The organism is Brevibacterium sp. CFH 10365 (assembly GCF_009299785.1).
Classification (GTDB): Bacteria; Actinomycetota; Actinomycetes; order Actinomycetales; family Brevibacteriaceae; genus Brevibacterium; species Brevibacterium limosum.
In genome coordinates, this window is record NZ_VIGO01000003.1 from 473,070 (window position 1) to 497,883 (window position 24,814).

Consider the following 24,814-nt stretch of genomic DNA (forward strand, 5'->3'; position numbering starts at 1 on the left):
TACCTGCCCCAACCGATGATTATAACAATCAAGTAACGCACCAGTATCTGTTTGCCCAGGTCAGAGCACCAGTCAAGGGTGACGCGCCGCATAATCCGGATAAGATCTCTACCGAAAACCCTGAACAAAACTACAATGGTGGATCAGATATCCGTGTGCGGTGAGGCGCGTGCGCAAGTGAGCTATTCGGATCTGCGAGCACCGAACCGTGCAAACGGGGGTGAAGCCTCTCGTTCTTGCGGACTGCCAAGAATGCAAGGAGGAAGCACGTGAGCGTTGTCAAAGCGTCACACGTCTACAAAGTTTTCGGAAAGCGTGAGAACGAAGTCGTCAAACGACTTGAAGAGGGCGCTGACCGTGATGATCTGACGAAACTCGGAACGGCCGCCGTCATCGACGCGAGCTTCGATGTCCAAGAGGGCGAGATCTTCGTCGTCATGGGCCTGTCGGGTTCGGGCAAATCGACCCTGATCCGCACTCTCAACGGTCTTTGGGCGCCCACTGCCGGGTCCGTCGAGGTGCTGGGCACCGACATCGCGAAGATCGATTCGGCCGACCTGCGCAAGGTCCGCAGCGAACACATCTCGATGGTGTTCCAGCACTTCGCACTGCTCCCGCACCGCACGGTCCGGGACAATGCCGCCTATGCGCTGGAGATCCGCGGAGTCGCGAAGTCGGAGCGGGACAAGTCTGCCGATCGCTGGCTCAAGGCCGTCGGTCTCGAAGGCTGGGGCGACAAGTTCCCCGAACAGCTCTCCGGCGGCATGCAGCAGCGCGTCGGCCTGGCCCGCGCGCTTGCGGCCGAGACCGACATCCTGCTCATGGACGAAGCCTTCTCCGCACTCGACCCGCTGATCCGCCGCGAGATGCAGGAACAGCTCGTCGAGCTGCAGCGGGAACTGAAGAAGACCATCATCTTCATCACCCACGACCTCAATGAGGCGATGTTCCTCGGCGACCGGATCGCGGTGATGCGCAACGGACGCATCGTCCAGGTCGGCACCCCGGAGGACATCCTCACCGACCCGGCCAATGACTACGTCGCCCAGTTCGTCCACGACGTCGATCGGGCGCGGGTCCTGACTGCCAACAACGTCATGGAGAAGGCTCGTCAGACCGTCTCGAACCAGAACGGTCCGCGTGTAGCCCTGCGCAGCATGCGCGAGAGCAATGCTTCAGCAATCTATGTCATGGACCGGCACAGGAAGTTCCTCGGCGTGGTCTACGACCGCGACTGCATCGACCACCTCCGCAAGGGTGGGACGACGCTGGACGAGATCATCAAACCTGCCGCCCAGACGGCCTCTCCCGACGATCTGCTCATCGACCTCTTCCTGCCGTCCTCGGAGTCCCCCCTGCCAGTGCCGGTGACCAACGAAGACGGTCAGCTGGTGGGCGTGGTCCCCCGCGCAACTCTGCTGGCCGCCCTCGGCAATCAGAACGGCAACGACGAAGCGCCCCAGGAACAGGCTTCTCCGGAGTGGCCGGAACCCGTCGATTCCGGTCTCATCGATCAGGTCCTCGCCGAAACCGGTGATACGACCCAAGCCGATGCTGCGAACGAAAGGGGTGGCCTCTGATGGAGAACATCAGAATTCCGATCGGAGCCTGGGTCGACACGGCATTCGACTGGCTCAAAGAGAACGTCGCGTGGTTCTTCGACGCAGTCACCTGGCTGTTCAACTTCCTCATCGAGATCCTCACCGACGTGCTCGTCGACCTCCACCCGCTCGTCATCATCATTCTGCTTGCGCTCATCGGCTGGATCTTCCGATCGTGGCAGATGGCCGTGGGCACCCTGATCACCCTGTTCTTCATCATGACGATGGACCAGTGGGTGGCCTCGATGCAGACTCTGGCGCTGATCATCATCGCTGCCGTCATCGCCATCATCATCGCCGTCCCGGTCGGCATTCTGGCCGCACGCAATGACAAAGCCTCAGCGGTCATCAAACCGATCCTCGACTTCATGCAGACGATGCCGGCATTCGTCTACCTCATCCCCGCTGTCACCTTCTTCGGAATCGGCGTCGTCCCCGGCCTCGTGGCAACCGTGATCTTCGCCCTGCCCCCGGGCGTGCGATTCACGGAGCTCGGCATCCGCGGGGTCGACTCGGAGACGGTCGAAGCCGGACAGTCCTTCGGTGCGACTCCCGGCCAGATCCTGCGCGGAGTCCAGCTGCCATTGGCCACCCCGACGATCATGGCCGGCATCAACCAGGTCATCATGCTCGCACTGGCCATGGCCGTCATCGCCGGCATGGTCGGCGCCGACGGACTCGGAAAGAACGTCGTCGAAGCGATCGCCACCCAGAACCTGCCGCTCGGTGTCGAAGCCGGACTCGGCGTGGTGATCATCGCGGTCTACCTCGATCGCGTCACCGCGGCCCTGGGCAATGCGAAGGACTACCCGCGCTCGCTCGTAGCGGGAATGCGCCGTCGCAGCGCGAAGAACAAGGCGGCGGCTTCGGCAGCGGCCTGAATCGCTGGACCACACAGTCTGAATAGTCGACCACTAGAGAAAAGGAACACACAATGAAGAGAAGATTCCTCACCCCGATCGTCGCTGCAGCCGCAGCTCTCGGCCTTGCTCTGACCGGTTGCTCGCAGGAAGCGGCGAAGGACGACGGCGGAGGCGGCGACAAGGGCGACATCAAGCTCGGCTACGTCACCGGCTGGACCGACGGACAGAGCATCTCGCTCCTGCTCGAGAACCAGCTGGGCGAGATGGGCTACAACGTCGAGACCCAGACCTTCAACGACGCCGCTGTCCTGTATGCCGGTGTCGCTAACGGCGATATCGACATGTATCCGTCCTCGTGGCCCGAGGTCACACACAAGCAGTACATCGATGAATACGGTGATGACCTCGAGGACCTCGGCGCCTACTACGACAACGCCGTCCTCACGATCGCCGTCCCGAAGTACATGAAGGACATCAACTCGATCGAGGACCTCAAGGGCAAGGGCAAGGACTTCGGCGGCGAGATCATCGGCATCGAGCCCGGTGCCGGTCTGACGAAGACCACCAAGGCGATGATTCCCGAATACGGTCTCGACGACGAGTACGAGCTCGTCACCTCGTCGACAGCTGCCATGCTCACCGAGCTCGGCAATGCGACAGATGCGGAGAAGGACATCGTCGTCACCCTGTGGCGTCCGTTCTGGGCCAACAACGCCTACCCGGTCAAGGACCTGGAAGATCCGAAGGGCGCGATGGGCGACCCCGAGAAGCTCCACTTCACCGCGACCAAGGGCTTCAGCGATGAGTTCTCCGAAGCTGCCGATTACGTCGGCAACATCAAGCTCGATGACAAGCAGTACGGAGATCTCGAGGATCTGGTCGTCAACGAGTACAAGGACGATGGAGAGAAGGCCATCACGGAATGGCTGAAGGCCAATCCCGACGCCTACGAAGGCGAACTGACCGGCGAGGAGTGATCGATTCGCCGCGGCAGCCACTGCGCTGAGGGAGGAACCGTCCTCCCAACTCTGCGGCGAACAGTCATGAACATGCTGTGCCCTCTCGACTCAGACGAGTCGGGAGGGCACAGCTGTATGAGCAGACTCGACTGAGCATCGCCGCTGACGATGTGTTCGGCGCGCGAGCTCCGAACGGAGGACACGAGATGACGTACAGTTCGGCAGCCGTCGACACCTTCGTCGGCCCCCTGACCGTGACCAGCGACGGCCGGTCGGTCGTACGACTCGAATGGCGCGCCCCCGCCGAGGCGACCGGTCCTGCCGCTCCGGCCCCCACCGAGGCGGGCGACCGTGCCGATCCGGTCCCCACTGAGGCGGACGGCCCCTCGGGCCCGATCCTCGCCGAGGCGCTCGCCCAGCTGCGTGGGTACTTCGACGGCCGCCTCGGCGATTTCGATCTGCCCGTGGACTTCGGTCAGGTCTCGGACATCGCCAGGACCGTGCTGACGACCTTGGCCGAAGGGGTCCCGGCCGGGACCACGGTCACCTACGGACAGCTCGCCGAAGCCAGCGGGACCGGGATCCCCGCGCGTGCCGTCGGCGGGATCATGGGGCTCAATCCGATCCCGATCATCGTCCCCTGCCATCGTGTTATCGCCGGTGACGGACTCGGCGGGTATTCGGGCGGGCCGCCCGGCCACGAACTCGAGACCAAGAGGCGATTGCTCGAGTTCGAAGGCGCCCTGCCGCAGCCGCTGTTCTGACACCCGCGAGCCGCCTCCCCTGCCTCCGATCCCATTTCGGGCTCAGACTCACCTCGGACCGGCGACCGGGCGAAGAGGACTGGACGTCGGACGACAACCACTGAGCGTGGGCCGGATACCACTGAACGGCGGCCGAACAGCACTGAACGGCGGACGCGTACCACTGGAAGTCGCGCGAATACTGTGATTACATAGCCGTACCGGATTTTGTGATCACAATCAATCCTGCGTTCACATGTTCCTGCTCGGACGTCGGACACTGCCAGAGTCGGCGGTTTCCCTGCGTTCGGGCGGCCACCACGAAGAGGAAACCGATGAAATCACGCACACTCACCGCCGTCGTCGCCGCAGGCGCGGTCCTTGGACTCGCTTTGAGCGGGTGCTCCCAGGAAGCGAGCAAGGGCTCCGGTTCCGACGGCGATAAAGGAACCATCACAATCGGCTACATCTCGTCGTGGTCCGACAGCCGCAGCACCGCGTTCCTGCTGGAGGACCAGCTCGAGAAGCTCGGCTACGACACCGAGTTGGAGACGATTTCCGAGGCCGCGATCCTCTATGCGGGCGTCGCGAACGGCGATATCGACGTCTATCCTTCCGCATGGCCGGAAAGAACCCACAAGCAGTACATGGATGAGTACGGCGACAAGATCGAGGACATCAGCACCTACTACGACAAGGCGCAGAACACCATCGTCGTGCCCTCCTACTCCGACATCGATTCGATGGACGAGCTCAAAGACAACGCTGAGAAGTTCGACAGCAAGATCATCGGCATCGAACCCGGAGCCGGCCTGACCGGCGTGACGAAGGATTCGATGATGTCGGCGTACGACCTGGAAAAGGACTTCGAGCTCGTCACCTCCTCGACTCCCGCGATGCTCACCGAGCTGGGCAATGCCATCGATGCGAAGGAAGACATCGTCGTCACGCTGTGGCGGCCGTTCTGGGCGAACAACGCCTTCGACGTCAAAGACCTCGAGGATCCGAAGAACGCGATGGGCGATCCTGAGAAGATGCACTTCCTGGGTACCGATGGCTTCAGCGATGAGTTCCCCGAGGCGTCGGACCTCATCAAGGGGATCAAACTCGATGACAAGACGTATGGAGAACTCGAAGACCTCATCGTCAACGAGTACGAAGAGGGCCAGGAAGGCGACGCCGTCGACCAGTGGATCAAGGACAACCCGAAGGCCTTCGACTCCGAGATCACCGACTGAGCATTGAGATCACCGACTGAGTCCCTGTCTCGGTCGGTGCACTGAAGCACCTCACCGGAACAGTGCGGCCGCCGCACCCGCCTCTGCGGGTCCGGCGGCCGCGCTGGTCTCTCACCCGTCGAACAGCTCCTGCCCGACGTATCCCCCTTCCGAGGCTCCGGGCGGGATTGCCCACACGGTCGACCCGATCGGGGTCGTCCATTCGTTGAGCAGGTCCACCTCGGCGAGGCGGCGCTGGATCGGCAGGAACTGCCGCTCGATATCGGCCTGGAAGGACGCGAACAGCAGACCCGAATCCCCACCCGCGCCGGTCTCGTAGTTGAATGTGCGCCGGTGGATCTGCGCGTCCGGACCCAGTCCATCGCGGGCTCGAGCGATATGCGCGGCCTTCGAGATCTTCGTCAGCCCGCGCTCATCGACGGCAGTGAAGTCCGGAACGTCGAACTCGTCCTCACCCGACAGTGGTGCGCCTGAATCCATGGTCCGCCCGACCGAGAACTCCCGGGCCGGACGGTCGGCCTGATCCCAGGTGTCGAGGTTCATGGCGATATCGCGCAGAACCAGCGTCGTGCCCCCGCGCATCCACTTCGGCAGATGCGCACCGAGGTCGGCAGGCGGCTCCCCGCGCGCGGAGAACACCGGGTCGGCGGTCTCGGTGCCCTGCCCCCAGATGATCCGCGCGAAGTCCTCGGAACCGGGCCCCGGATTCGCCGTGCCGTCGAGCTGACCGAAGAGGTTCCGTTGGGTCCTCCCCTCCCCCGTGCTGCCGTAGGCGCGTCGGAATCCGTCCCGCTGCCAGGCCACCTCGGCGAACGAGCGCGAGTCCTTGAACAGCATGCGCCGGGCGTGTGCCGAGGTCAGCGGGTCATCGCCGCAGATCTGCAGGAGCAGGTCACCCGTGCATCGGTCCGCGTCGAGACGATCGATCGAGAACGCCTCCAAGGGCTTCAGCCAGTCCGGGACGTGCTTCTTGCCGGCCAGCGCCACCAGCTTGGACCCGAATCCGAAGGTCACGGTCAGCCGGGCGGGATCGACGGCGAGCTCGGATTCGGAATCGGCCAACGGCGCCTGCCCCTGCGTCAGCGCGGCCGCATCCGCGGTGAGCAGCCGCAGCCAGCGCACCGCCTCGGCGACCTTGATCCCGGGTTTGAGCGTGAACGCGACGAAATGCGCATAGGCCTGCGCCGGGGTCTCGACCCCGGATTGATGAGTGCCGTAGAACGGCTCGGTCTGCGGCCCGTTCGCCCCGTCCAGATCTCGCCGAGGCTGCCCGCCGTCACCGGCGCCCGCGCCCTGAGAACCGGGACCGCGGCCGAGTGCGAACCCAGCCGTGGCGCCGACGATGCCTGCACCGCCGGCAGCGGCCGCCGAGGTCAGGAGACCTCGACGGCTGAAGCCGGTGCGACCGGGCTCAGTGGTCACCGTGGTCTCCGTGCTCGGAGTCCTCGTGGCCGTCGTTGTCGCCGTGGTCGGCATGCTCATCGTCGTCTTGCTCACCTTGGTCGGCGTGCTCGCTGTCGTCGGCATGCTCGTCGTCGCTGGAGCCTTCGGCTTCACCGGGCGCGTAGTCTTCCTGCGCTCCGGAGTACTCTTTCGCCACGGCCGTGACCTCGACGGTCTCACCGTCGACGGTGACGAGGTCGAGGCTGATCTGCTCGCCCGGCTTGATGGCCGTCTTCAGCCCCATGATCATGATGTGATCGCCTCCGGGTTCGAAGCGGAGGCTCTCCCCGACCGGGATGGTGAAGCCGCCCTCTTTCTCCTGCATCGACATTCCGCCCGAACCGTCGCCTTCGGTTTCGTGGAGTTCGACCGTCTTCGCGTCCGCGTACTTCGCTTCGACGAGGTCGATGTCGTGGTCGGTGTTGTTATGCAGTTCCCCGAAGACTGCGGTCATTCCGTCATCGGCGGCCTTGACCCAGGCGCCGTCGAAGCTGAGCGCCTCGGCGTCGACTCGGCTGTCCGAGGGGTTCGTCGAGGCGGAGCTGCCGCCTTCGGTCTGGGCTGATCCGGCGGCCCTGCTTTCGTCTTGGCCGCAGCCTGCCAGTCCGATGGCGACGGCGATGGGCAGGGCGAGGGTCAGAGTGATGTTCTTTCGCATGGTGTCTGCACTTTCGTTGTCCAGGTGCAGTCGAGCACGTGCCGAGGGGCGCCGCAGCGCACTCGTGGTCCTTTGCGCAGGGCGCAAGCTTCCTGCGCGCAGCTCTTTGATGTGCATGTGAGGGACGCACGCTGACCTGTGTGCGGGGCACGTGTCGCCTGCGCACAGCGGTCTGCACGGACGTGTTCGACTGTCACCGATGGGCGGGTCGCCGCCGCTTTTGGGGCGGTCGCCCGAGGGTGGATGGTCACCCGGGGGCCGGGTGAGTCGGCGGCACAACCGCCGAACGAGGTGTCAGACGAGCGCGGGTGGTCCGCGACGATAGTTCGGGCCGACCACCGCCGAGGTGACCGGCTGCGGCAGCCGGAACTGAGCGCGGAGCTTGCGGAACGGTTGGTCGGCCAGGACGCCGGCCGCCTCGGCGAGGGCACGCAGCGCACCGATCACCGGGCCCAGGGCCAGCTGCATAATGCTGAGGACGATGTCCTCACCTCGTTTGAGGATCACGGCGGTGACGAGGACGGCGACGAGGTGGGCGATGATCATCCCCACCGAGGCGGCTCCGTGGTTCGCATGTCCGAGCGCGGATGCGGCCGGACCGAGATCAAGGGAGCCCGGGGCCGGGACGAGGTGTCCGGCGTGGGCGTTGAGGGCCGCCTCGGCGGACGTGGATCCGGTACCCGGGGTCCCGGTACTTGAGGCTCCGGTGTGGGCGCCTGCATGGGCGAGGGTGTGTGCGGACCAGCTCATCGTCAGGTGCATGAGCACCTGCCCGAGACCGAGCAGTCCTGCCAGAGTGAGATAGCCCAGGCGCCTGCCGGCGAAGATCATCGCCGCCCACAGGACGAGGACGAAGACGACTGTGGTGCCCGGAATCGAGACGTCGCCACCGGCACCGAGGTGCATGATCAGGGCGAGAAGAGTCGTGAAGAGGGCAGCGAAGAGTGCACGTACGGACTTCGTCCATCCGGTCATGTGCCCTCCTCTCAGCTCACTCCCACATTCTACTCAATGTAGAAGAATTTCGGGAAGGCGGGCGAATCTACATCCGCAGCCAGGTGTCGGCGGTCTTTTTGACCATGGCACCGGCTTTCGCTGCGGCATCGCCCCAGGTGACGAGGTTGCCATCAGGGTCAGTGGTGGAGTCGGAGAGAACGACGACGTCGAAGTTGCACACAAGACCCGCCATCGCCGAGGCGTAGACGGCTCCGGGGGTGCTCGCCGAGGAGGTGCTGGCGTCGGCATCGCCTCCCGCCTGAGCGGCGGGCCCGGAGTCGGAGTCGGCACTTCCGACCCCGCGCGCCCCTGTGCTGGCGTCGGCGCCGGGCACCCCTGTGGTGGCGTCGGCGCCGGCGATGATGATCCGGTCGACAGACAGGTCATGCAGGCCCGCGGCCAGATCGTCGACACCTTCGAACACATCCGAGCTCTCGGAGCGGAGCACGAGGTCCTCCTCATCGGGAACGAAGATGCTCAGCTCCTCGTCGGGAGTGTCAGCGAGGTCGGCCTTTGTCGAAGCGAAGATGAGCACGCCGCCCACGGCGCGGGTGCGGGTGACGATATCGCCGAGGGTCTCCATGGCGTCATCGCTGGGGTAGCTGGCATCGTCGGTGTCAATGAGGAGCAGGGCATCCATACTCCAATCGTGCCACGACCCGGTGACACATTCGAAGCCGGGAAGCGGCGGCAGAGTTCGCTGCGACTCGGGCCGGCGGCGGCACGGGCCGGCGGCAGGCTCTCCGGCAGCCATGCGACAACACCGACCCGCCGGTCGCCGGCAGGCACTCCGGCAATTTTGGCACAAGCGAGCTTGCTTGCATCATCGAACATCTACGAACTTATAATCCATGTTCTAAATATTTTTCGATTGTCATGGCTTTTTGCTGCGCTGTTGAGTACACTAGACATCAACAACAACGATGTTGGTGAACGGAAACCATCCCCATGACCCTCACTCCCGAACGCAGCTCCGATCATTCAGATCGGGATGCCGACGGCTCACCTCAGACCAGCGGTCACCCGCTGCTGGCAGACGAGGAGTGGGCAGATCTCAGCCGCTTCGCGCCCGAGGTCACCTCTTCGATCACTCAGCTGATGAGCCTCAAAGATGAGCTGCGCGCGTTCGATCGCCCAATGGGACCGGACCAGGCCATCATGCTCGCCGATGGGGTCGAGGCGATCACACGCATCAACGATGCCCTGTCGACGCTGGCACTCTCCGTCTGCGAACGCGTCGGGACGCCCAGTGACTTCGGCGCCAAGTCGACGAAGTCGCTCATCGAGAACCGATTCAACCTCACCGGCGCGGAGGCGAACCGCCGGACCGATATGGCCAAGAACCTCGGCGGACGCGTCGACATGGCCGGACAGGCGCTGCCGCCTCTCTACCCGGTCGTCGCGGACGCGCTCCATGCCGGTACCATCTCCGCCGCGCAGGCCTCCGTCATCGAAGACTGCATGCGCAAGCTGCCCACCTGGGTCAGTCAGGCGGTCCGCACCGACGTCGAGTCGCGACTGGTCCGCAACGCACCCAAGGTCCGTCTCAAGGATCTGCGTGAGATCTTCGGCAAGCTCATGGGCTATATCGACCCCGACGGTGCAGAGCCGAAGGACTCGGCCGACCGCTCGGCTTACAACATGTCCATGCGAGCCAAGGCCAACGGCGACTGGGAGCTGCGTGGACTGCTCGACCCTGTCACCGGGGGCACTCTCAACGGACTGCTGACCTCACGGATCCAGGCGGCAGGGGAAGACGACAAGGCCGGTTCCAACAATGCTGGTGCCGAATCAACAGCAGCCGACGGGGACGTTGCAGCGACCGGCTCGTTTGGTTCCGCAGCCGCGGGGAATCCCACCGCTACCGCGACCGTTGCTCCTGAGGGAACGAGCTCACCGCTTCCCGACAAAGAGCTGCTCGAGATCGTCGATGCGGTGCTCTCCGGCGACCGGTATGACGCGAAGCGAGTTCCGGAACCCGATCTCGACGCAGCTCGCACGACCGGGAGTCCGGCGGCCGTCCCCGGCGTCGGTATTCGTGAGGACGGCGGTCTCGTCGACGTCAGCGCCGAACAGCCCTCAGCACGCGAATGGATCTACGAACGATTCGCCGGCCTCGTCACCACGATCGATAAGCAGCGGACGGCGGCAGGAGCGCCTTATGCTCTCGTCATCAACGCCACCGCCGAAGATCTGGCCAACGGCACGGGACACGGCACCACGGGCGCCGATAATCCCATTCCTATCAAGGAATTGATGAGAAACGGCCTCCACGGCTCACTGTTCTTCCACCTCATGAGCGACAAGGCCAAGACGATGCAGGTGGCCACAGAACAGCGCTTCGCCAATCGAAAGCAGCTGGCAGTGATCACCGCCCGTGACCGAGGTTGCACCTTCCCCGGCTGTGACGCCCCTCCCGGTTGGTGCGACGCCAACCACGTGTGGCCGTGGGCGCGCGGAGGCAAGACGGAGATCAACAACCTCGCGCTGCTCTGCAGCTATCACCACCACCTGCTCGACCGCACCGATTGGGACACGGTGATGCTCTTCGACGGCCGACCGGCCTACATCCCACCCGCCGCAAAGGACCCCGCTCGTAAGCCGATCCTCCACGCCCGCTTCATCGCAGACGACATCGTCGACTCTCTGTTCGACAAATAGCCGACCAAGCTTTCAGGGGACAGCTGTGCCCATCTTCCGAGCAGAGCCGAGTACGGCCTCTTTCACGGTGAAGTCCTGCCCGACGGCCGCCCCAGTTCGGTCGGGTCCGATCCGACTATTTTCCGGCCGGGTGCGGTCGAGGCCGGGATCACCCGCCCGCGAACCTCAGATGTTCATGTCCTCATTGACCGGATACTCATGTCCTCATTGAAGAGCAGGAGGTCAGCCGGCATTCCGGGAGCCAACAGGCTGCCGGCATCGACAGTACCGCCTGCCGCATGCAGAGAATCACCCGCCTCCAGCACTCCGCCCACCGCGCGCAGTGGAGTGAGGCTCGCGGCCTGCACGGCGTCGAACGGACTGAGACCCACCTCGGCGACGGCCCTCTTCACGGCCTCGTCCATCGTCAACGTGGACCCGGCGATGGCACCGGGAGAGCCGTCCGGGGTGACCAGGCGAGCCACCGAATCCTTGACCTCGACCGGGAGCGAACCGAGGTGATAGCTTCCGTCGTGCAGCCCGGTTGCCGCCATGGCATCGGTGATGAGCGCGAGGCGACCGGGCACGAGTTCGTGGAGCATTCGTGCGACCGGGCCAGCGACGTGGACGCCGTCATTGATGAGTTCGACGGTGACATGCTCGGCCTCGACCGCGGCAAGAACCGGCCCCGGAGCACGGTGGTGGATGCCCGGCATCGCATTGAACGCGTGGGTGAGGATGCTCGCCCCGGCGTCGAACGCCGCAGCGGTCAGCTCGAAGTCGGCGGCCGTGTGACCGACAGCCACCCGCACTCCGGCCGCGGTGAACCGCCCGATCGCGTCGAGGGCACCGGGCAGTTCGGGGGCGATGGTGATCTGCGCGAGCGTTCCATCGGCCGCCTCAAGGATCGCCTCGGCTGCCCCAGGAGTCGGCGACGTGAGCACCTCAGGCGCATGCGCACCCTTGAAATCCGGGGACAGGAACGGGCCCTCGGCATGCAGACCCATGACCATGGCGCGCTCGCGGACGAGCCCGGCCCCGGCGCGCAGGGACCGGCACAGCCCGTCGACCGTGTCCGAGACGAACGACAGAGCGAGCCTGCCGGTTCCGTGAGCACGATGCACGTCGAGGATCGCATCGATCGCCTCGGCTCCGTCCTCGGCGCTCGCTCCGCCGGCACCGTGGCAGTGGATATCGACGAACGCCGGAGCCACGAATCCGCCTGCCGCGTCGACGACGTCGCCCCTCGCCGATGCGGCCCTGTCCCTCCAGCCGTCCCCGCGGCCCCGTGCGGTGACCGTTCCCTGGGCGATAGCGATCCAGGTGTCGGCGGTCTCTTCGGCGAACGTCGCCGGCTCACCGTCGAGGATGCACGCATTGTGGATGACCGCCTCGGCGGGGATCTGTTCGGTCTGTGTCATCGGGGTCCTTCCATCGCTGTGCGTTCGCCTCATTCAGGGTACGGAATCGGTGGGTGAACTCCTCACTGCACGGTGCCGGCGAGCAGGGTGCCGGTTCACCCCAGTGTGCGGGCCCGGTTCGCGTCGATGCCGAGCACATGTGTGTCGAGGAACGCGAGCACGGTGCGGTACCAGACCTCGGCATTGCCGCGCCCGAGGATCCAATGCCCCTCGTCCGGGTAATAGAGGAATCGATGCTGAGTATCACCGTCGGCGTCGAGCGGAGTCTTCGCCTGAGTGAGCAGATCCAGCCACAGTTCCTGACCCTGCCCGATCGGCACCCGGTAGTCCTTGTCCCCGTGGATGACGAGCATCGGCACCTCGATGTCACCGGCGGAGAGGTGCGGCGAATACTGCGCCGACTGCTCCCGCATCGCCTCATCCCAGGACGAATTGTCCGTCGTCCGCCCCATCGACGTGGTGTTCCACAGGGAGGCGTGGGTGACGATGCATCTGAAGGCACTGCCGGTGTGCCCGGCCACCCAGTTGGCCATGTACCCGCCATAGGATCCTCCGGCCAGTGCGATGCGCTCGGAATCGATGTCCGCCCGCGCCCCTGCCGCCTCGGTCAGCGTCATGATGTCGGTGAAAGGCGTGCCGCCTAGCTGCTGCTGACCGCGGTCGATCATCGCCTGCCCGTACCCGGTGGAGATCGCCGGATCCGGCAGCAGCACCGCATAGCCGGCAGCCGCGAAGGGGCCCGGATTCCACCTAAAGGTCCACGCATTCCACGATCCCCACGGCCCTCCGTGGGCGAAGACGACGAGCGGATGCGGCCCTTCGCCGTCCGGCAGGACCAGCCACGCACGGATCGGGGTGCCGTCCTCGGCGCGGACCTCCACCTCGGTGAGGGTGCCGTCTTCGTCGAGCACCGTCGCCGGGTTCGCGAGCTCGCTGATCACCCCGGTTGCGAGGTCGACGGAGATCGGCAGGGGTGCGACATCGATCGCCGAGGCGGCCGCCACGACCGTGTCCTCGCGCAGGGCCAGACCCGAGAACGAATACTTCTGATCGACTCCTCCGACGAGCCGCCTGGGCTGCGCATCCTTGATGTCACCGATGAAGATGCTGCCGCGGCCGTGGTCATCGGCGGTGGCCACGATCGTCGAATCGTCGGCCCAGATCGGGGAGAACCAGAAGTCGGCGTCCGGCCACACGGGTGTCAGTTCCGCGGTCTCGAGGTCGAGGACCATGAGTTCGGCCGAGAGGTTGGTCTGGGGAGTCCAGTTCTGTACGCGGGTCACCAGTGCTTTCGTCCCGTCCGGGCTGATGGCCTCGATGTCGAAGCTGTGATCGGCAGCCGGTTTCGTCAGACGCCGCAGCTCGGGCTCCCCGTCGAGGTCGATGCGCCAGATCTCACTGGCTTCGAGCTGACCGGGGATCGGCTTCTCGAGTTGGACGAGGACGAAGCGGGCCTCGTCGTCGACGGCCCAATCGACGAGTCGCCCCGAGGGCAGAGACAGGTAACGGAAGTCCAGTCCTGCCGGGGCACTGAGCTCGTCACTGACTTCGGGAAAGTCGGCGCCCGCCTCGTCGAGGGTGGCCACGGCCAGGGTCTGCCGGCCCGGCCCCAGATCGTGATCCCAGCGGCGGACGGGGAAGCCGGTGTGGAGGATTCCGCTGACCTTCGCATCGCTGCGTTCGGAGCTGAACTCCTGGTGGTCGTTCTCGTCAGCGGCCCATGTATGGACGGGGAATTCGACGATGATGGTCTCGCCCTTGACCTCGATTCGGGAGAAACCACCCTCGTGGTCGGCGAGCTTGCGGGCCTCGCCGTTGTCTGGCAGTGCCCACAGGCTCGGAGAGTCGGCATCCTTGCCGTCTTCGCCCTTGCGTTTCGAGGCGAAGACGATCGTGCCGCTCTCACTCAGCGCGGCCGGTCCCACGGACTGGTCGCCGCGGGTGATTCGCCGCGGTTCCTCCCCGCTGATATCGGCGAGGTGGCTGAGAGAGGAGCTGCCCTCGGAGTTGAGGAACGAGTACTGGGCGATGACGCGCCCCCTCTGATTCGTCAGGAGGCCTTGCAGGCGGCGGGCGTCGAGGAGTCGGGTCACTGCGTCGTGGGTCGTCATCTTCCCATCCTAGATCCCAACGTCGAATCCGGAGCGAAATCCCGAAAACCCCAGATCACCGAGGCGGCTGGTTACTGCCGTGTCCCGGCGGGACCGCCGAAGCGGCCGATCGAATCCTGGTCGCGCGACATCGTCGAACCGAAATCCGGGCGGTCGAACACCGCGTCGTTCGAAGGTCATTCGAAGGTCACTGGAAGCTCGGCGCCGGAACCTTCTCACCATCGATCGTCACAGTCGGCAGCATCTTCTCGTAGTCCTTCTCCGTTGCAGCGTTGTCCTTGAGAGTGCGCATCTCAATGGAGAGATTCACCAGGCGACCGTTGATCTTGTATCCGGTCTGCACTCCGAACGCATAAGTGGGTTGGCTGTCGAGAGCGAGGATCTCGGTAGGACCGAGGACACCCTGATAGCTCCAGAACTCTCCTGCGGCCAGAGATCCCGTCTGCTCGGCCAGCACTTGCGAGTCCTGCTTGGTAAAGTTGAAGCGCCGCTTCTGATCGACGACTTCCTGGGCACTGTCACCGTACTCGTCGGTGCAGTTGACGAGGATGATATCGGAGCGGACGCTGTCGTCCCCGCGGCTGAAGACGTGGAATTGATCGGTGCTCCCGGTGCTGTCCGTCCAATCATCGCCGAGCGCGAAACTGAGCTCGACCGGGCAGCTGTCGCCGAACGTCACCGAAGTCTTCTCCATCCCCTCAGGGATGCCTGCTTCGGTGGGTTTGCCAGTGGGCTCGGGGCCGGCAGTCTCCTGCACACCGATCCGGACGGGACCTGCGGACTTGTCTTCGGTGCGGATCTGGAAGACCGAGCACCCGCTGAGGAGGACGGTCAGTGCGAGTGTGCCGGCAGCCGCGGCTCGCCGCACCGAGGCGGGTCTCCTCGAGGCGGGGCTCGTCGAGGCGGGTCTCGTCGAGGCGGGTCTCAATGAAGTCGTTCGCGCAGATGCTGCTCTCACTGCTGGTCACCCTGCGGGCGACGGTTCGAGTACCCCGCTTCCAGACCGTTCTGGTTCGGCTGAGCCTGGCCGTACCCGTGCTGGGGCGGCTGCGGACCGGGATTCGGCTGACTGCCGATCGGGGGCTGTCCGGTGTGCCGGGCACCGCTGTGCGGCTGACTCCCGACGGGCGGCTGACTCCCGACGGGTGGCTGACTCCCGACGGGTGGCTGCCCGACGTTCTGCGGACCGGAATCGGGTCGGTTGCCCGCTGGCGGCTGTCCGGGAATGGGCTGGCCCGGGTGCGGCTGACTTCCCACGGGCGGCTGCGGCCCGGCATTCTGTGGCCCTGGGCTCGGTGATCCAGTGTTCGGCTGACTGCCCACCGGCGGCTGCCCGTAACCCGGGTTCTGCCCGCCGACGCTCGGCGCCTGCCGCGGCGGTTTGAACTGCGAATGCTGACCGGAATCCGGCGGGAATCCACCGGAGACGGATTCGCCCGTCCGCCGGTTGACGAGGTTGCCGTCGACGCGTTCGAGGCGACGCTTCGACGTCCGTCGCGGCGTGCCGAGGATCCGCCCCTGCAGTTCGGCCTCGTTGGGCTGCCTCGGCGGCAGAAAACCGGGCGCCCGCCGCGAATCCGACTGCTGCACGGGCTGGACCGCATGCGAACCGGCGGCGACCCGATCCATATGATCCGACATCTGCGGAACGGTCACAGGGGCGGCATCGGCGAGGACGGGAAGGACCATGCGCACCGAGGTGCCCACACCCTCCTGGCTGAAGAGCTGCACGGATCCACCGTGCCGGGTGACGATGGCACGCACGAGTGAGAGCCCCATTCCGGAACCGGCGACAGCACGCACACGGGAGCCGCGAGACAGCTCGTCCCAGACGTTCTCCTGCTCGGGCAGCGGGATCCCGCTGCCCGTATCGGCGACCTCGACGACGACCCAGCGGTGCCCGTCGATGATCTGCTCATTGGCGCGCAGCTCGACGACTTCGGCCTGAGACGAGTATTTGAGGGCATTGCCCAGCAGGTTGAGGATCGCGGTGAGCAGCAGATCCTCTTCACCGGCGACATCGGGCAGTCGCCACGGAGCACGAGCCACCGTGGCCACGATCATCCGATCCTCGGCGCCCGGCGCCGTCGAGGCGTCCTCGACGGCCTGGTGGATGAGCGCATCGAGGTCGACGCGTGCGTATTCGATGATGCGGGTCTCGACATCGGCGAGTTTGCGCAGATCAGCCAGCAGACGGGCGACCCGGCGCGAGGACACGTCGACCTGCTTGGCGGCAGGTTCCACCTCGTTGAGGGTGCCGCCGTCACGGACGACCTCGCGGATGCTCGCCGCCGAGGTGCGCAGCGCGGTCAGCGGGTTCTTCAGCTCGTGGTCGAGTCGGATGAGCATCCGATTGCGCTTCGTCATCGAATCCTCGGCTGCGGCCGTCTCGATCGATTCCCGCAGCGCGGCCTCGCGTCTCTTCAGGTGCCGCCAGCCGAACCAGGCGCCGACGGCCAGACCGCCGAGCACGATGACGAGCAGCAGCAGGAAAAGCCAGACCTGGATCTCGAAGACAAGGAAGTTCGTCATAGACGATTCTGTCTGTCCTCGCCGCGGACCTCACCGACGAAACGGTAGCCGCGCCCCTGCACGGTCGCGATCCACCGCGGTTCGGCGGCGTCTTCACCGAGCACACGACGCAGTTCGGCGACGCGCGAGTCGACGGCGCGCGTGCCCACGGCCTCTTCGAATCCCCACAGCACTTCGAGCAGGCGAGAGCGTTCGATGAGTTCGTCCTTGTGCACCATGAGGTATTCGAGCAGGGTGAAGCCCTTCGGGGTGATGACGAGCTCCCGCTGGCCCAGCCAGGCGCGGCGTCCGACGCGGTCGACGCGCAGACCGAAGCTGGACACGAGCACCGGGGCCGTGGCCAGGGGCGGCCCGTCATTGCGGGTGCGGCGCAGCACGGCCCGGATGCGAGCGACGAGCTCGTGCGGATCGAAGGGCTTGTTGAGGTAGTCGTCGGCACCCTCTTCGAGGGCCATCGCCCTCTCGACGCCTTCGCCGACCTGGGTCAGCAGCAGCACCGGAACCCAGTTCTCCTCCTGCCGCAGACGGCGCAGCACCTGCCGGCCATCGGCTCCGGGCATGAGCACGTCGAGGACGCACACATCGGGTCTGTGGCGGTGGATCTCGTCGAGGGCGAGCAGTCCGTCGCTGGCGGGCAGCACCCGGAACCCGGAACGCTCGAGGAACGGCACGACCGCTCCGAGTACGTCCGGCTCATCATCGGCGACCAAGACGAGTGGTTGGGGCTCGGTGTGATTGTCAGCCGTCATGGTGGTCTGTTCCGGTTCCTCTCTGGCGTTCCCAGGCGATCTCTCTGGCCTCGGCACGGTCGACCGCCTCGGCGAGTTCATCTCGGTACAGCATAGATCGACGCAGGTGTTTGGTGCGATATCCGGCGCGACCGACCATATGGGTGGCGACGGGAATCGTCACGAGCTGGAAGGAGATGATGATCGCCAGCGTCGTCACCGTCGCCCAGGTCGGGAACTGGATGGCGATCGCCACCGCGACGAGCACCAGGCCCAACACCTGGGGTTTCGCACTCGCGTGCATCCGTGAGAGGAGGTCGCCGAAGCGGACGAGGCCGACCGCGGCGGCCAGGGACAGAACCGCGCCGAGGAAGATGAGCACGGCCGAGATGATGTCAAGAACCACGGGTGTTCCCCTCCCCCTCGCCGGACGACATGCGCTCCTCGGACGACATGCGCTCGGCATCCTCGGGTCCCGGGTCCGGTCCGGTGCCCTCGCCCTCTCCGCCGCTGTCGGCGTGAGCGTCGTAGGTCGGATCCGCGATCTCGGTGACCTCATCGCTGGGACGCACCGGTTGCGCCGAGCCCGATCCGGACTCAGCGCGCGGCCGGGTCCGGTCGGCCGCCTCGGCGGAATCCTCGGCTTCCGTGTCACGCGGCATGTGCCAGTCCGTGCTGGTGAAGTCCGACAGTGCCCCCGCCTCGGCGCCGGGCGTCATCGAATCGGACTTCGACACATACCTCGACACGCTCACCGAACCGACGAAGCCGAGCATCGCGAGCACGATGAGCACGGGCAGCAGATCCGTGCGGTCGGACAGGGCCATATACCCGCCGAGGCCGCACATGATCGAGGCGAGCACCACGTCGGTGCCGATCATGCGGTCGAGGATCGAGGGACCGCGGACGATCCGGAAGAGCGCAACGACCACCGAGGTGGCCAGCAGCACCGAACCGGCGATGATGAGCGTGTGGAGGACGGTCTCACTCATGAGCGGCCTCCTTCGGACTCATTCAGAGGATTCGGCCTGGCCCGCAGGGCGGCGAGGTCACGGTGCGAACCGAGGGTGCGGATGAGCAGCTCTTCGATGTGGTAGACCTGGGCTTTGGCCCGGCGCAGCTTCTCCTCGGAATCGCAGTCGAGGAAGTGCAGGTAGAGGATGCCCATGGCGCGGTCGCTGTCGATGATGATCGACCCGGGGATGAGGCTGGCGGTATCGGCGATGAGGGTGAGCACGAGGTCCGAGCTCGTGCGCAGATCGCAGGCGATGACGGACCCGGCTCCGACCGCGCGGCGGCGGAACGCGTACCAGGCGACCTCGATGGAGGCGTGGAGGACCGAGTAGAGGAACCACAGTCCGAACACCGTCGCATGCCAGACGTTGAACCGTCCGGAGAGCACGATGGGCGGGAGGTAGAACACGCGTGTGACGATGAAGGCCAGCACGACTCCGGAGACCACGGTGACCACCGTGATCGAATCCCACAGCATCAGCCACAGCAGGACCAGCGAGATCAGCAGCACGAGCTGCTGGATGATTCCGCGGCCCCGGCTCATCCGCGCGCGGTTGGGTGCCGGGGCGCGGTTCTGTCCCTGCGCTCGGTCGGGGCTCATGACTCATCACCTCCGAGCACGTTGTTGACGTAGTCGACCGGGGTCGAGAGGTTCTCCGCCGCCCGGTTCGACATGTCCCACAGGGGTTCGGCGGCGACCGTGAGAACGATGGAGGCGATCACCACCACCGAGGTGGCCACCACCATGGCAGGGGGAACGCCGATCTGAGACTTCCACTTCTTCCCCGCCAGCAGGGTCTTCTTCCGCTCCGTGAACTCTTCGACGAGATCCTCGTTCGCCTCTTCCGCATCGGCGGGATCACGCCAGAACGCGAGATTGAAGGTACGACCGATGACATAGAGGGTGAGCAGACTCGTCACGGTGCCGGCGACGATGAGGACCGTGGGCAGCCACGCGTGATCGTCGAAACCGGCGAGGAAGAGCGCGACCTTGCCGATGAACCCCGAGAACGGCGGTATTCCGGAGAGGTTGAGAGCCGGGATGAAGAAGATGATCGTCAGCACCGGCGAGAGCACCATAAGACCGCCCAGCGACCTCGTCGAGGTGGACCCGCCGCGCATTTCGACGAGCCCGATGGCCAGGAAGAGTGCGGTCTGGACGATGATGTGGTGGACCGTATAGTAGATCGCCGCGGACAGACCGATGCTCGTGCCCAAGGCCACGCCGAAGAGCATGTAGCCGATGTGGGAGACCAGGGTGAAGGACACGATCCTCTTGATCTCCGACTGTGCGATGGCACCGAAGATGCCCACGAGCATCGTCAGACCCGCCGCGATGAGCAGCGGCACCCGCAGTGAGGATTCGGTGAACAGCAGCGTTTCGGTGCGGATGATCGCGTAGATGCCGACCTTCGTCAGCAGTCCTGCGAAGACCGCGGTCACCGGCGCCGGGGCCGTCGGATAGGAGTCCGGCAGCCAGAAGGACAGCGGGAAGATCGCGGCCTTGATGCCGAAGCCCAGCAGCAGCAGGACGTGGAGGATCATCTGCACATCGGCGGGCAGATCCGAGATCCTCTCGGAGAGCTGCGCCATGTTCACGGTCCCGCACGCGGCGTAGATGACGCCGATGGCGGCGAGGAAGATCACCGAGGACACCAGCGAGATGATCACATAGGTGACTCCCGCCCGGATCCGCTCCGCCGTGGCGCCGAGCGTGAGCAGAACATAGGAGGCGACGAGGAACATCTCGAAGCCGACGTAGAGGTTGAACAGGTCCCCGGCGAGGAACGAGTTCGCAATGCCCGCGCACAGCACCAGATAGCTGGGATTGAACACGGAGATCGGAGTTTCGTTCGAGTCGTCGTTGGCATCCTGACTCAGCGCGTAGACGAGCACGCAGAGGGTGACCAGCGAGGACACGATGAGCATGAGCGACGACAGCCGGTCGGCGACGAGCACGATGCCCGCCGGGGGCTGCCAGCCGCCGATCGCCACGACCTGCGGGCCGTGCGCATCGACGCCGAAGAGGATCATCGTGGCGATGACCATGACCGCGAGCAGGATCGCGATCGACACGAGGTTCTGCGCCCGCGTGTGCTTGGACAGGATCAGCGCGATTCCGGCACCGATGAGCGGCAGCAGCACGGGAAGGGGAACGAGCACGGGCAGAAGATCGATCATGCGTCGTCTCCCCGCTGCTTCGCGTCCCGGGCATCGTCGGCGGCCTCGGCCTCTCCGGCACTGTGGGCCTCCGTCTGGGAGTCCGCGGCCGCCTCGGCGAGGGCATCGGCTTCAGCCGGACTCGACGCATCCTCGATGTCTTCGGCGAGATCCTCCCGCTCTGTGGGGGTCCCGTCGTCGTCGAGGTCGATGGCACCGGTGATCGGGGACTCCGCCTCGTCACCGAACTCGGTGTCGTCGTAGTCGGTGCTCGCCTCCGCCTCGGAGTCGATGATCTTCGTGATCGCCACCTGGAGGTCGGTGTCGTCATCCTGCAGCGAATCGGCGCGCATGAGCCTCCAGGATCGGTAGATCATCGCCAACAGGAACGCCGTCACGGAGAAGGTGATGACGATGGCCGTGAGGATGAGAGCATGCGGCAGCGGATCGGACATGCCCTCGGTCGACAGGTTCTCTCCGTCGGTCAGGGGCGGGGAACCGCGGCCGGCGGTGAGGATGATGAGCAGGTTCACTCCGTTGCCGAGCAGGATGAAGCCGAGCAGAACTCGGGTCAGCGAGCGTTCGAGCATGAGGTAGATGCCGGCGGCGAAGAGGACGCCCATGGCCAGGACCATGACGAAGGATACGCTCACAGGCGGCCTCCTTCCGCACCGTTGTCGACGTCGAGTTCATTGACCCGGTCCATGATCTCGGACACGGCACGGTGCTCGGCGGTGGCGCCCATGTTCTCGGAGAAGTTCACATTGTCGTGGATGCGGCTGGTCAGCATCGTCTCGTCGCGCTCCTGATGCAGGTCGACCTCGGCTCCGAGGGAGCGGAGGATGTCGAGCATGAGGCCGACGACGATGAGGTAGACGCCGATGTCGAAGAACGTCGAGGTGCCGAAGGACAGGTGCCCCAACAGCGGCAGATCGCCTTCGAGGTAGACGGATTCGAAGACCGTGCCTCCCCAGACCCAACCGCCGATGACGGTCAGGATCGCGGTGATCATGCCGGTGCCCAGCATTCCCGAGGGAGTGAACGGAGCCGCCTCGGCGAGTTCGTACTTGCCTCCGGCGAGGTAGCGCACGACGAGGGCGAGACCGGCGACGAGGCCGCCGGCGAATCCTCCGCCGGGCTCGTTGTGACCGGCGAAGAGGAGATAGACGGAGAAGACGAGGACGGCGTGGAAGATCAGACGCGCGGTGACCTCGAGGATGATCGAACGGTTGCGTGGGGCCAGGGTGCGTCCGGCGATGAGCCAGGACACGCGCTTCTGCGACAGGCCTTCGCCACGGCCGGCGTGGTGGAGGTCGACGACGTCTTCGGAGACGGGTTGGAAGCGGATTCGGCCGGCCGTCTCGGTGCCGTCCTTCTTCCGTTCGAACCGGTGCAGGTGGCCCTCACGACCGCGCACGAAGATGAGGCCGGCGATGCCGGTTCCCGCGGCCACGAGCACCGAGATCTCGCCCATCGTGTCCCAGGCGCGGATGTCGACGAGGGTGACGTTGACGATGTTCCTGCCGTGGCCGAGTTCGTAGGCGAGCTGCCCGAAGTCGGTGGAGACCGGGTCGCTCATGCGCACTCCGGCGGCGATGAGGACCACGAGCATCACGGTGATGCCCACGGCGCCGCCGATGATCGCCCGCCAGGCGGGGGTGAGGCGGCCGGTGGACTCACCGATGCGCGCCGGCAGGCGGCGGAGGACGAGGACGAAGACGACGATTGTGATGGTTTCGACGAGCACCTGGGTCAGGGCCAGGTCGGGAGCGCCGACGAAGGCGAAGTAGGCGACCATGGCATAGCCGGAGATGCCGGTGACGACCACGGCGGTGAAGCGCTTCTTCGCTCTGGTGGCACCGATCGCGACGATGATGAGCACCGCGGCGACGATGAAGTCCAGTGGAGTGTCCCAGAGCCGGAAGGTGATGTTCCACGTGTCGTTGGCGATGATCGCCAGACCCAGTCCGGCGACGAGGACGAGGTAGACCACGCCTTGGTAGAACGGCAGCGAACCGCGCTGGGTGCGGGCGGTGACCCACAGTGCCAGGGCTTCCATCCAGCCGATGAGCATCCGGTAGAGCTCGTGGAAGTCCAGTCCCGACGGCAGAGTCTGCTGGACCCTCGCGAAGGGACGGCGGAAGATGAACAGGGCGAGGCCCGCGGCGACGGTCACGGCGGTGAACGCGAGCGCCGGTTCGAATCCGTGCCACAGCGCGAGGTGGTAGTGCCCGTCGCCCTCGGCGACAGCCGGAAGGCCGGTCGTCCAGGCGGAGAAGTAGCCGTCGAGCAGTCCGACTCCCGGACCGAGCGCCAGAGTCAGCGCGGTGAGGATGAGCGGAGAGACGACGAGGGTGAGCTTCTCGTCGCGGCGGGCGATGTCGTCGACTCCCGGCTTCGAGGAGAACGCGCCCCAGACGAAGCGGGCCGAATAGGCGACGGTGAGGATCGAGCCGATCATGATGCCGATGAAGGCGATGACCGAGGCCTTGTCCGGTGAGGACAGGAGGGTCGAGTACGCGGCTTCCTTCGCGGCGAAGCCGAGCAGCGGAGGCAGCCCCGCCATCGAGGCGGCCGCGATCGTCGCGCACACGGCGACGACGGGGAAGGCCTTCCAACCGCCGGAGAGCTTCGTCAGGTCACGGGTGCCTGCACGATGGTCGATGATGCCGACGCACAGGAACAGGCAGGACTTGAACAGGGCGTGAGCGATGAGCAGACCCAGGGCCGCTTTTGTGATGTCCGGAGTGCCGAACGAAGCCATGGTGGTGAGGAATCCCAGTTGGGAGACCGTGCCGAAGGCCAAGAGCAGTTTGAGGTCGGTCTGCTTCAGCGCCTGCCAACCGCCGATGAACATCGTCAGCAGACCCAGGGTGAGCAGCACCTCGGACCAGCCGGGAATGTTGTTGTAGCCGGGCGCCAGGCGCAGGACGAGGTAGATTCCGGCCTTGACCATGGCGGCGGCGTGCAGATAGGCGCTCACCGGGGTGGGGGCGGCCATGGCGCCGGGCAGCCAGAAGTGGAACGGCATGAGCGCGGACTTCGAGATCGCGCCGACGAGGATGAGGATGACCGCGGAGACGATGACTCCGCCGGTGTCCATTCCCGATTGGGCGCGGTCGACCAGGGTCGAGATCTGCCCGGTGCCGGTGGCGGTGATGAGCAGGATCATGCCCACGAGCATGGCGAGGCCGCCGGCGGTGGTGACGATGAGCGCCTGCAGGGCCGCCTGCCGCGAGCGGCGGCGTGACTGGCTGTGCCCGATGAGCAGATAGGAGAAGACGGTGGTGCCTTCCCAGAACAGGTAGAGCATGAGCAGCTCGTCGGCGACGACGAGTCCGTACATCATTCCGGCGAAGGCCATGAAGATCCCGGCGAAGCGGGCCAAGCCGGGCTCGTCGGGCGGGAAGTAGCGTGCGCAGTAGATGAAGACGAGGGCTCCGACCCCGGTGACCAGCAGTGTCATGACCCAAGAGAGCACGTCGAGGCGGAAGACTCCGCCGAGTCCGAGTTCGGGCAGCCAGTCGAGGTTCTCGACGAGCGGCTGGGCCGCGGGGCCGAAGAGATCGGAGATCGTCGACAGGCTCCACAGGAGTCCCGCGAAGGGGACGAGCGCGAGGAAGACGAAGGCGTTGCGGCCGAGCAGGCGGACCAGAGGGTAGGCGATGACAGATGCCCCGAAGAAGGCGCCTGTCATGACTATCACC

At 65.5% G+C, this 24,814-nt stretch carries 21 protein-coding genes; 6 read left to right on the forward strand and 15 right to left on the reverse strand.

Annotated features, from left to right (window positions below; all coding sequences use genetic code 11):
* The first annotated feature begins 269 nt into the window (after positions 1-269).
* The 5 genes from FHG09_RS08220 to FHG09_RS08240 all read left to right on the forward strand — a co-directional run bounded on the left by FHG09_RS08220 (position 270) and on the right by FHG09_RS08240 (position 5,404).
* Positions 270-1,580, forward strand: a complete 1,311-nt coding sequence (locus FHG09_RS08220; protein WP_152347147.1) for a quaternary amine ABC transporter ATP-binding protein — start codon at positions 270-272, stop codon at positions 1,578-1,580.
* Positions 1,580-2,482 (forward strand): ABC transporter permease, encoded by a 903-nt coding sequence (locus FHG09_RS08225; RefSeq protein WP_152347148.1) that lies wholly within the window; start codon positions 1,580-1,582, stop codon positions 2,480-2,482. Before FHG09_RS08220 ends, FHG09_RS08225 begins: the two co-directional genes overlap by 1 nt.
* A gap of 53 nt (positions 2,483-2,535) precedes the next feature.
* Positions 2,536-3,441, forward strand: coding sequence for a glycine betaine ABC transporter substrate-binding protein (locus FHG09_RS08230; protein WP_152347149.1), 906 nt, complete (start codon positions 2,536-2,538; stop codon positions 3,439-3,441).
* A gap of 188 nt (positions 3,442-3,629) precedes the next feature.
* On the forward strand, positions 3,630-4,187 hold the full coding sequence (locus tag FHG09_RS08235; protein WP_152347150.1) for a methylated-DNA--[protein]-cysteine S-methyltransferase: 558 nt from the start codon (positions 3,630-3,632) through the stop codon (positions 4,185-4,187).
* A gap of 314 nt (positions 4,188-4,501) precedes the next feature.
* Positions 4,502-5,404: a glycine betaine ABC transporter substrate-binding protein gene (locus FHG09_RS08240; protein WP_152347151.1), complete on the forward strand. Its 903-nt coding sequence runs from the start codon at positions 4,502-4,504 to the stop codon at positions 5,402-5,404.
* 111 nt (positions 5,405-5,515) lie between these two features.
* On the opposite strand, the gene FHG09_RS08245 is transcribed toward FHG09_RS08240, so the two are convergent.
* From FHG09_RS08245 to FHG09_RS08260, 4 genes are all read right to left on the reverse strand, one after another.
* Positions 5,516-6,880 carry a Dyp-type peroxidase gene (locus tag FHG09_RS08245; protein WP_152347270.1) on the reverse strand — a complete coding sequence of 455 codons (1,365 nt, stop codon included), beginning with the start codon at positions 6,878-6,880 and terminating at the stop codon, positions 5,516-5,518.
* Entirely contained in the window at positions 6,816-7,505 is a 690-nt protein-coding gene (locus tag FHG09_RS08250; RefSeq protein WP_152347152.1) for a copper chaperone PCu(A)C, read from the reverse strand. Before FHG09_RS08250 ends, FHG09_RS08245 begins: the two co-directional genes overlap by 65 nt.
* Positions 7,506-7,799: 294 nt before the next feature.
* Positions 7,800-8,480 (reverse strand): hypothetical protein, encoded by a 681-nt coding sequence (locus tag FHG09_RS08255; RefSeq protein WP_152347153.1) that lies wholly within the window; start codon positions 8,478-8,480, stop codon positions 7,800-7,802.
* Positions 8,481-8,547: 67 nt separating this feature from the next.
* The gene (locus FHG09_RS08260) at positions 8,548-9,141 is read right to left on the reverse strand and encodes a hypothetical protein (RefSeq protein WP_152347154.1); all 594 of its coding nucleotides are present in this window, start codon (positions 9,139-9,141) and stop codon (positions 8,548-8,550) included.
* Between the two features lie 308 nt (positions 9,142-9,449).
* Between FHG09_RS08260 and FHG09_RS08265 the strand changes: the two genes are divergently transcribed.
* A complete protein-coding gene (locus tag FHG09_RS08265) occupies positions 9,450-11,162 on the forward strand; it encodes an HNH endonuclease signature motif containing protein (protein ID WP_152347155.1) in 1,713 nt (570 codons plus the stop codon).
* 173 nt (positions 11,163-11,335) lie between these two features.
* Here FHG09_RS08265 and FHG09_RS08270 read toward each other — a convergent pair whose 3' ends face one another.
* The 11 genes from FHG09_RS08270 to FHG09_RS08320 form a co-directional block, all read right to left on the reverse strand.
* Positions 11,336-12,562, reverse strand: coding sequence for an N-acetylglucosamine-6-phosphate deacetylase (locus tag FHG09_RS08270; RefSeq protein ID WP_152347156.1), 1,227 nt, complete (start codon positions 12,560-12,562; stop codon positions 11,336-11,338).
* Between the two features lie 95 nt (positions 12,563-12,657).
* Entirely contained in the window at positions 12,658-14,673 is a 2,016-nt protein-coding gene (locus tag FHG09_RS08275) for a S9 family peptidase (RefSeq protein WP_152347157.1), read from the reverse strand.
* A 187-nt stretch (positions 14,674-14,860) separates the two neighbouring features.
* Positions 14,861-15,541 (reverse strand): hypothetical protein, encoded by a 681-nt coding sequence (locus FHG09_RS08280; protein ID WP_152347158.1) that lies wholly within the window; start codon positions 15,539-15,541, stop codon positions 14,861-14,863.
* Between the two features lie 86 nt (positions 15,542-15,627).
* Complete coding sequence (locus tag FHG09_RS08285) at positions 15,628-17,205, reverse strand: sensor histidine kinase (RefSeq protein WP_152347159.1); 1,578 nt, start codon at positions 17,203-17,205, stop codon at positions 15,628-15,630.
* On the reverse strand, positions 17,202-17,954 hold the full coding sequence (locus FHG09_RS08290) for a response regulator transcription factor (RefSeq protein WP_152347160.1): 753 nt from the start codon (positions 17,952-17,954) through the stop codon (positions 17,202-17,204). The genes FHG09_RS08285 and FHG09_RS08290 overlap by 4 nt, the downstream gene beginning before the upstream one ends.
* On the reverse strand, positions 17,944-18,339 hold the full coding sequence (mnhG, locus tag FHG09_RS08295) for a monovalent cation/H(+) antiporter subunit G (RefSeq protein WP_101546653.1): 396 nt from the start codon (positions 18,337-18,339) through the stop codon (positions 17,944-17,946). Before mnhG ends, FHG09_RS08290 begins: the two co-directional genes overlap by 11 nt.
* On the reverse strand, positions 18,329-18,925 hold the full coding sequence (locus FHG09_RS08300; RefSeq protein ID WP_152347161.1) for a monovalent cation/H+ antiporter complex subunit F: 597 nt from the start codon (positions 18,923-18,925) through the stop codon (positions 18,329-18,331). Before FHG09_RS08300 ends, mnhG begins: the two co-directional genes overlap by 11 nt.
* On the reverse strand, positions 18,922-19,548 hold the full coding sequence (locus FHG09_RS08305; RefSeq protein WP_152347162.1) for a Na+/H+ antiporter subunit E: 627 nt from the start codon (positions 19,546-19,548) through the stop codon (positions 18,922-18,924). The genes FHG09_RS08300 and FHG09_RS08305 overlap by 4 nt, the downstream gene beginning before the upstream one ends.
* The gene (locus FHG09_RS08310) at positions 19,545-21,128 is read right to left on the reverse strand and encodes a Na+/H+ antiporter subunit D (protein ID WP_152347163.1); all 1,584 of its coding nucleotides are present in this window, start codon (positions 21,126-21,128) and stop codon (positions 19,545-19,547) included. The genes FHG09_RS08305 and FHG09_RS08310 overlap by 4 nt, the downstream gene beginning before the upstream one ends.
* Positions 21,125-21,760, reverse strand: a complete 636-nt coding sequence (locus FHG09_RS08315; RefSeq protein ID WP_152347164.1) for a Na(+)/H(+) antiporter subunit C — start codon at positions 21,758-21,760, stop codon at positions 21,125-21,127. Before FHG09_RS08315 ends, FHG09_RS08310 begins: the two co-directional genes overlap by 4 nt.
* On the reverse strand, positions 21,757-24,804 hold the full coding sequence (locus FHG09_RS08320) for a Na+/H+ antiporter subunit A (RefSeq protein ID WP_152347271.1): 3,048 nt from the start codon (positions 24,802-24,804) through the stop codon (positions 21,757-21,759). Before FHG09_RS08320 ends, FHG09_RS08315 begins: the two co-directional genes overlap by 4 nt.
* Positions 24,805-24,814: the final 10 nt, after the last annotated feature.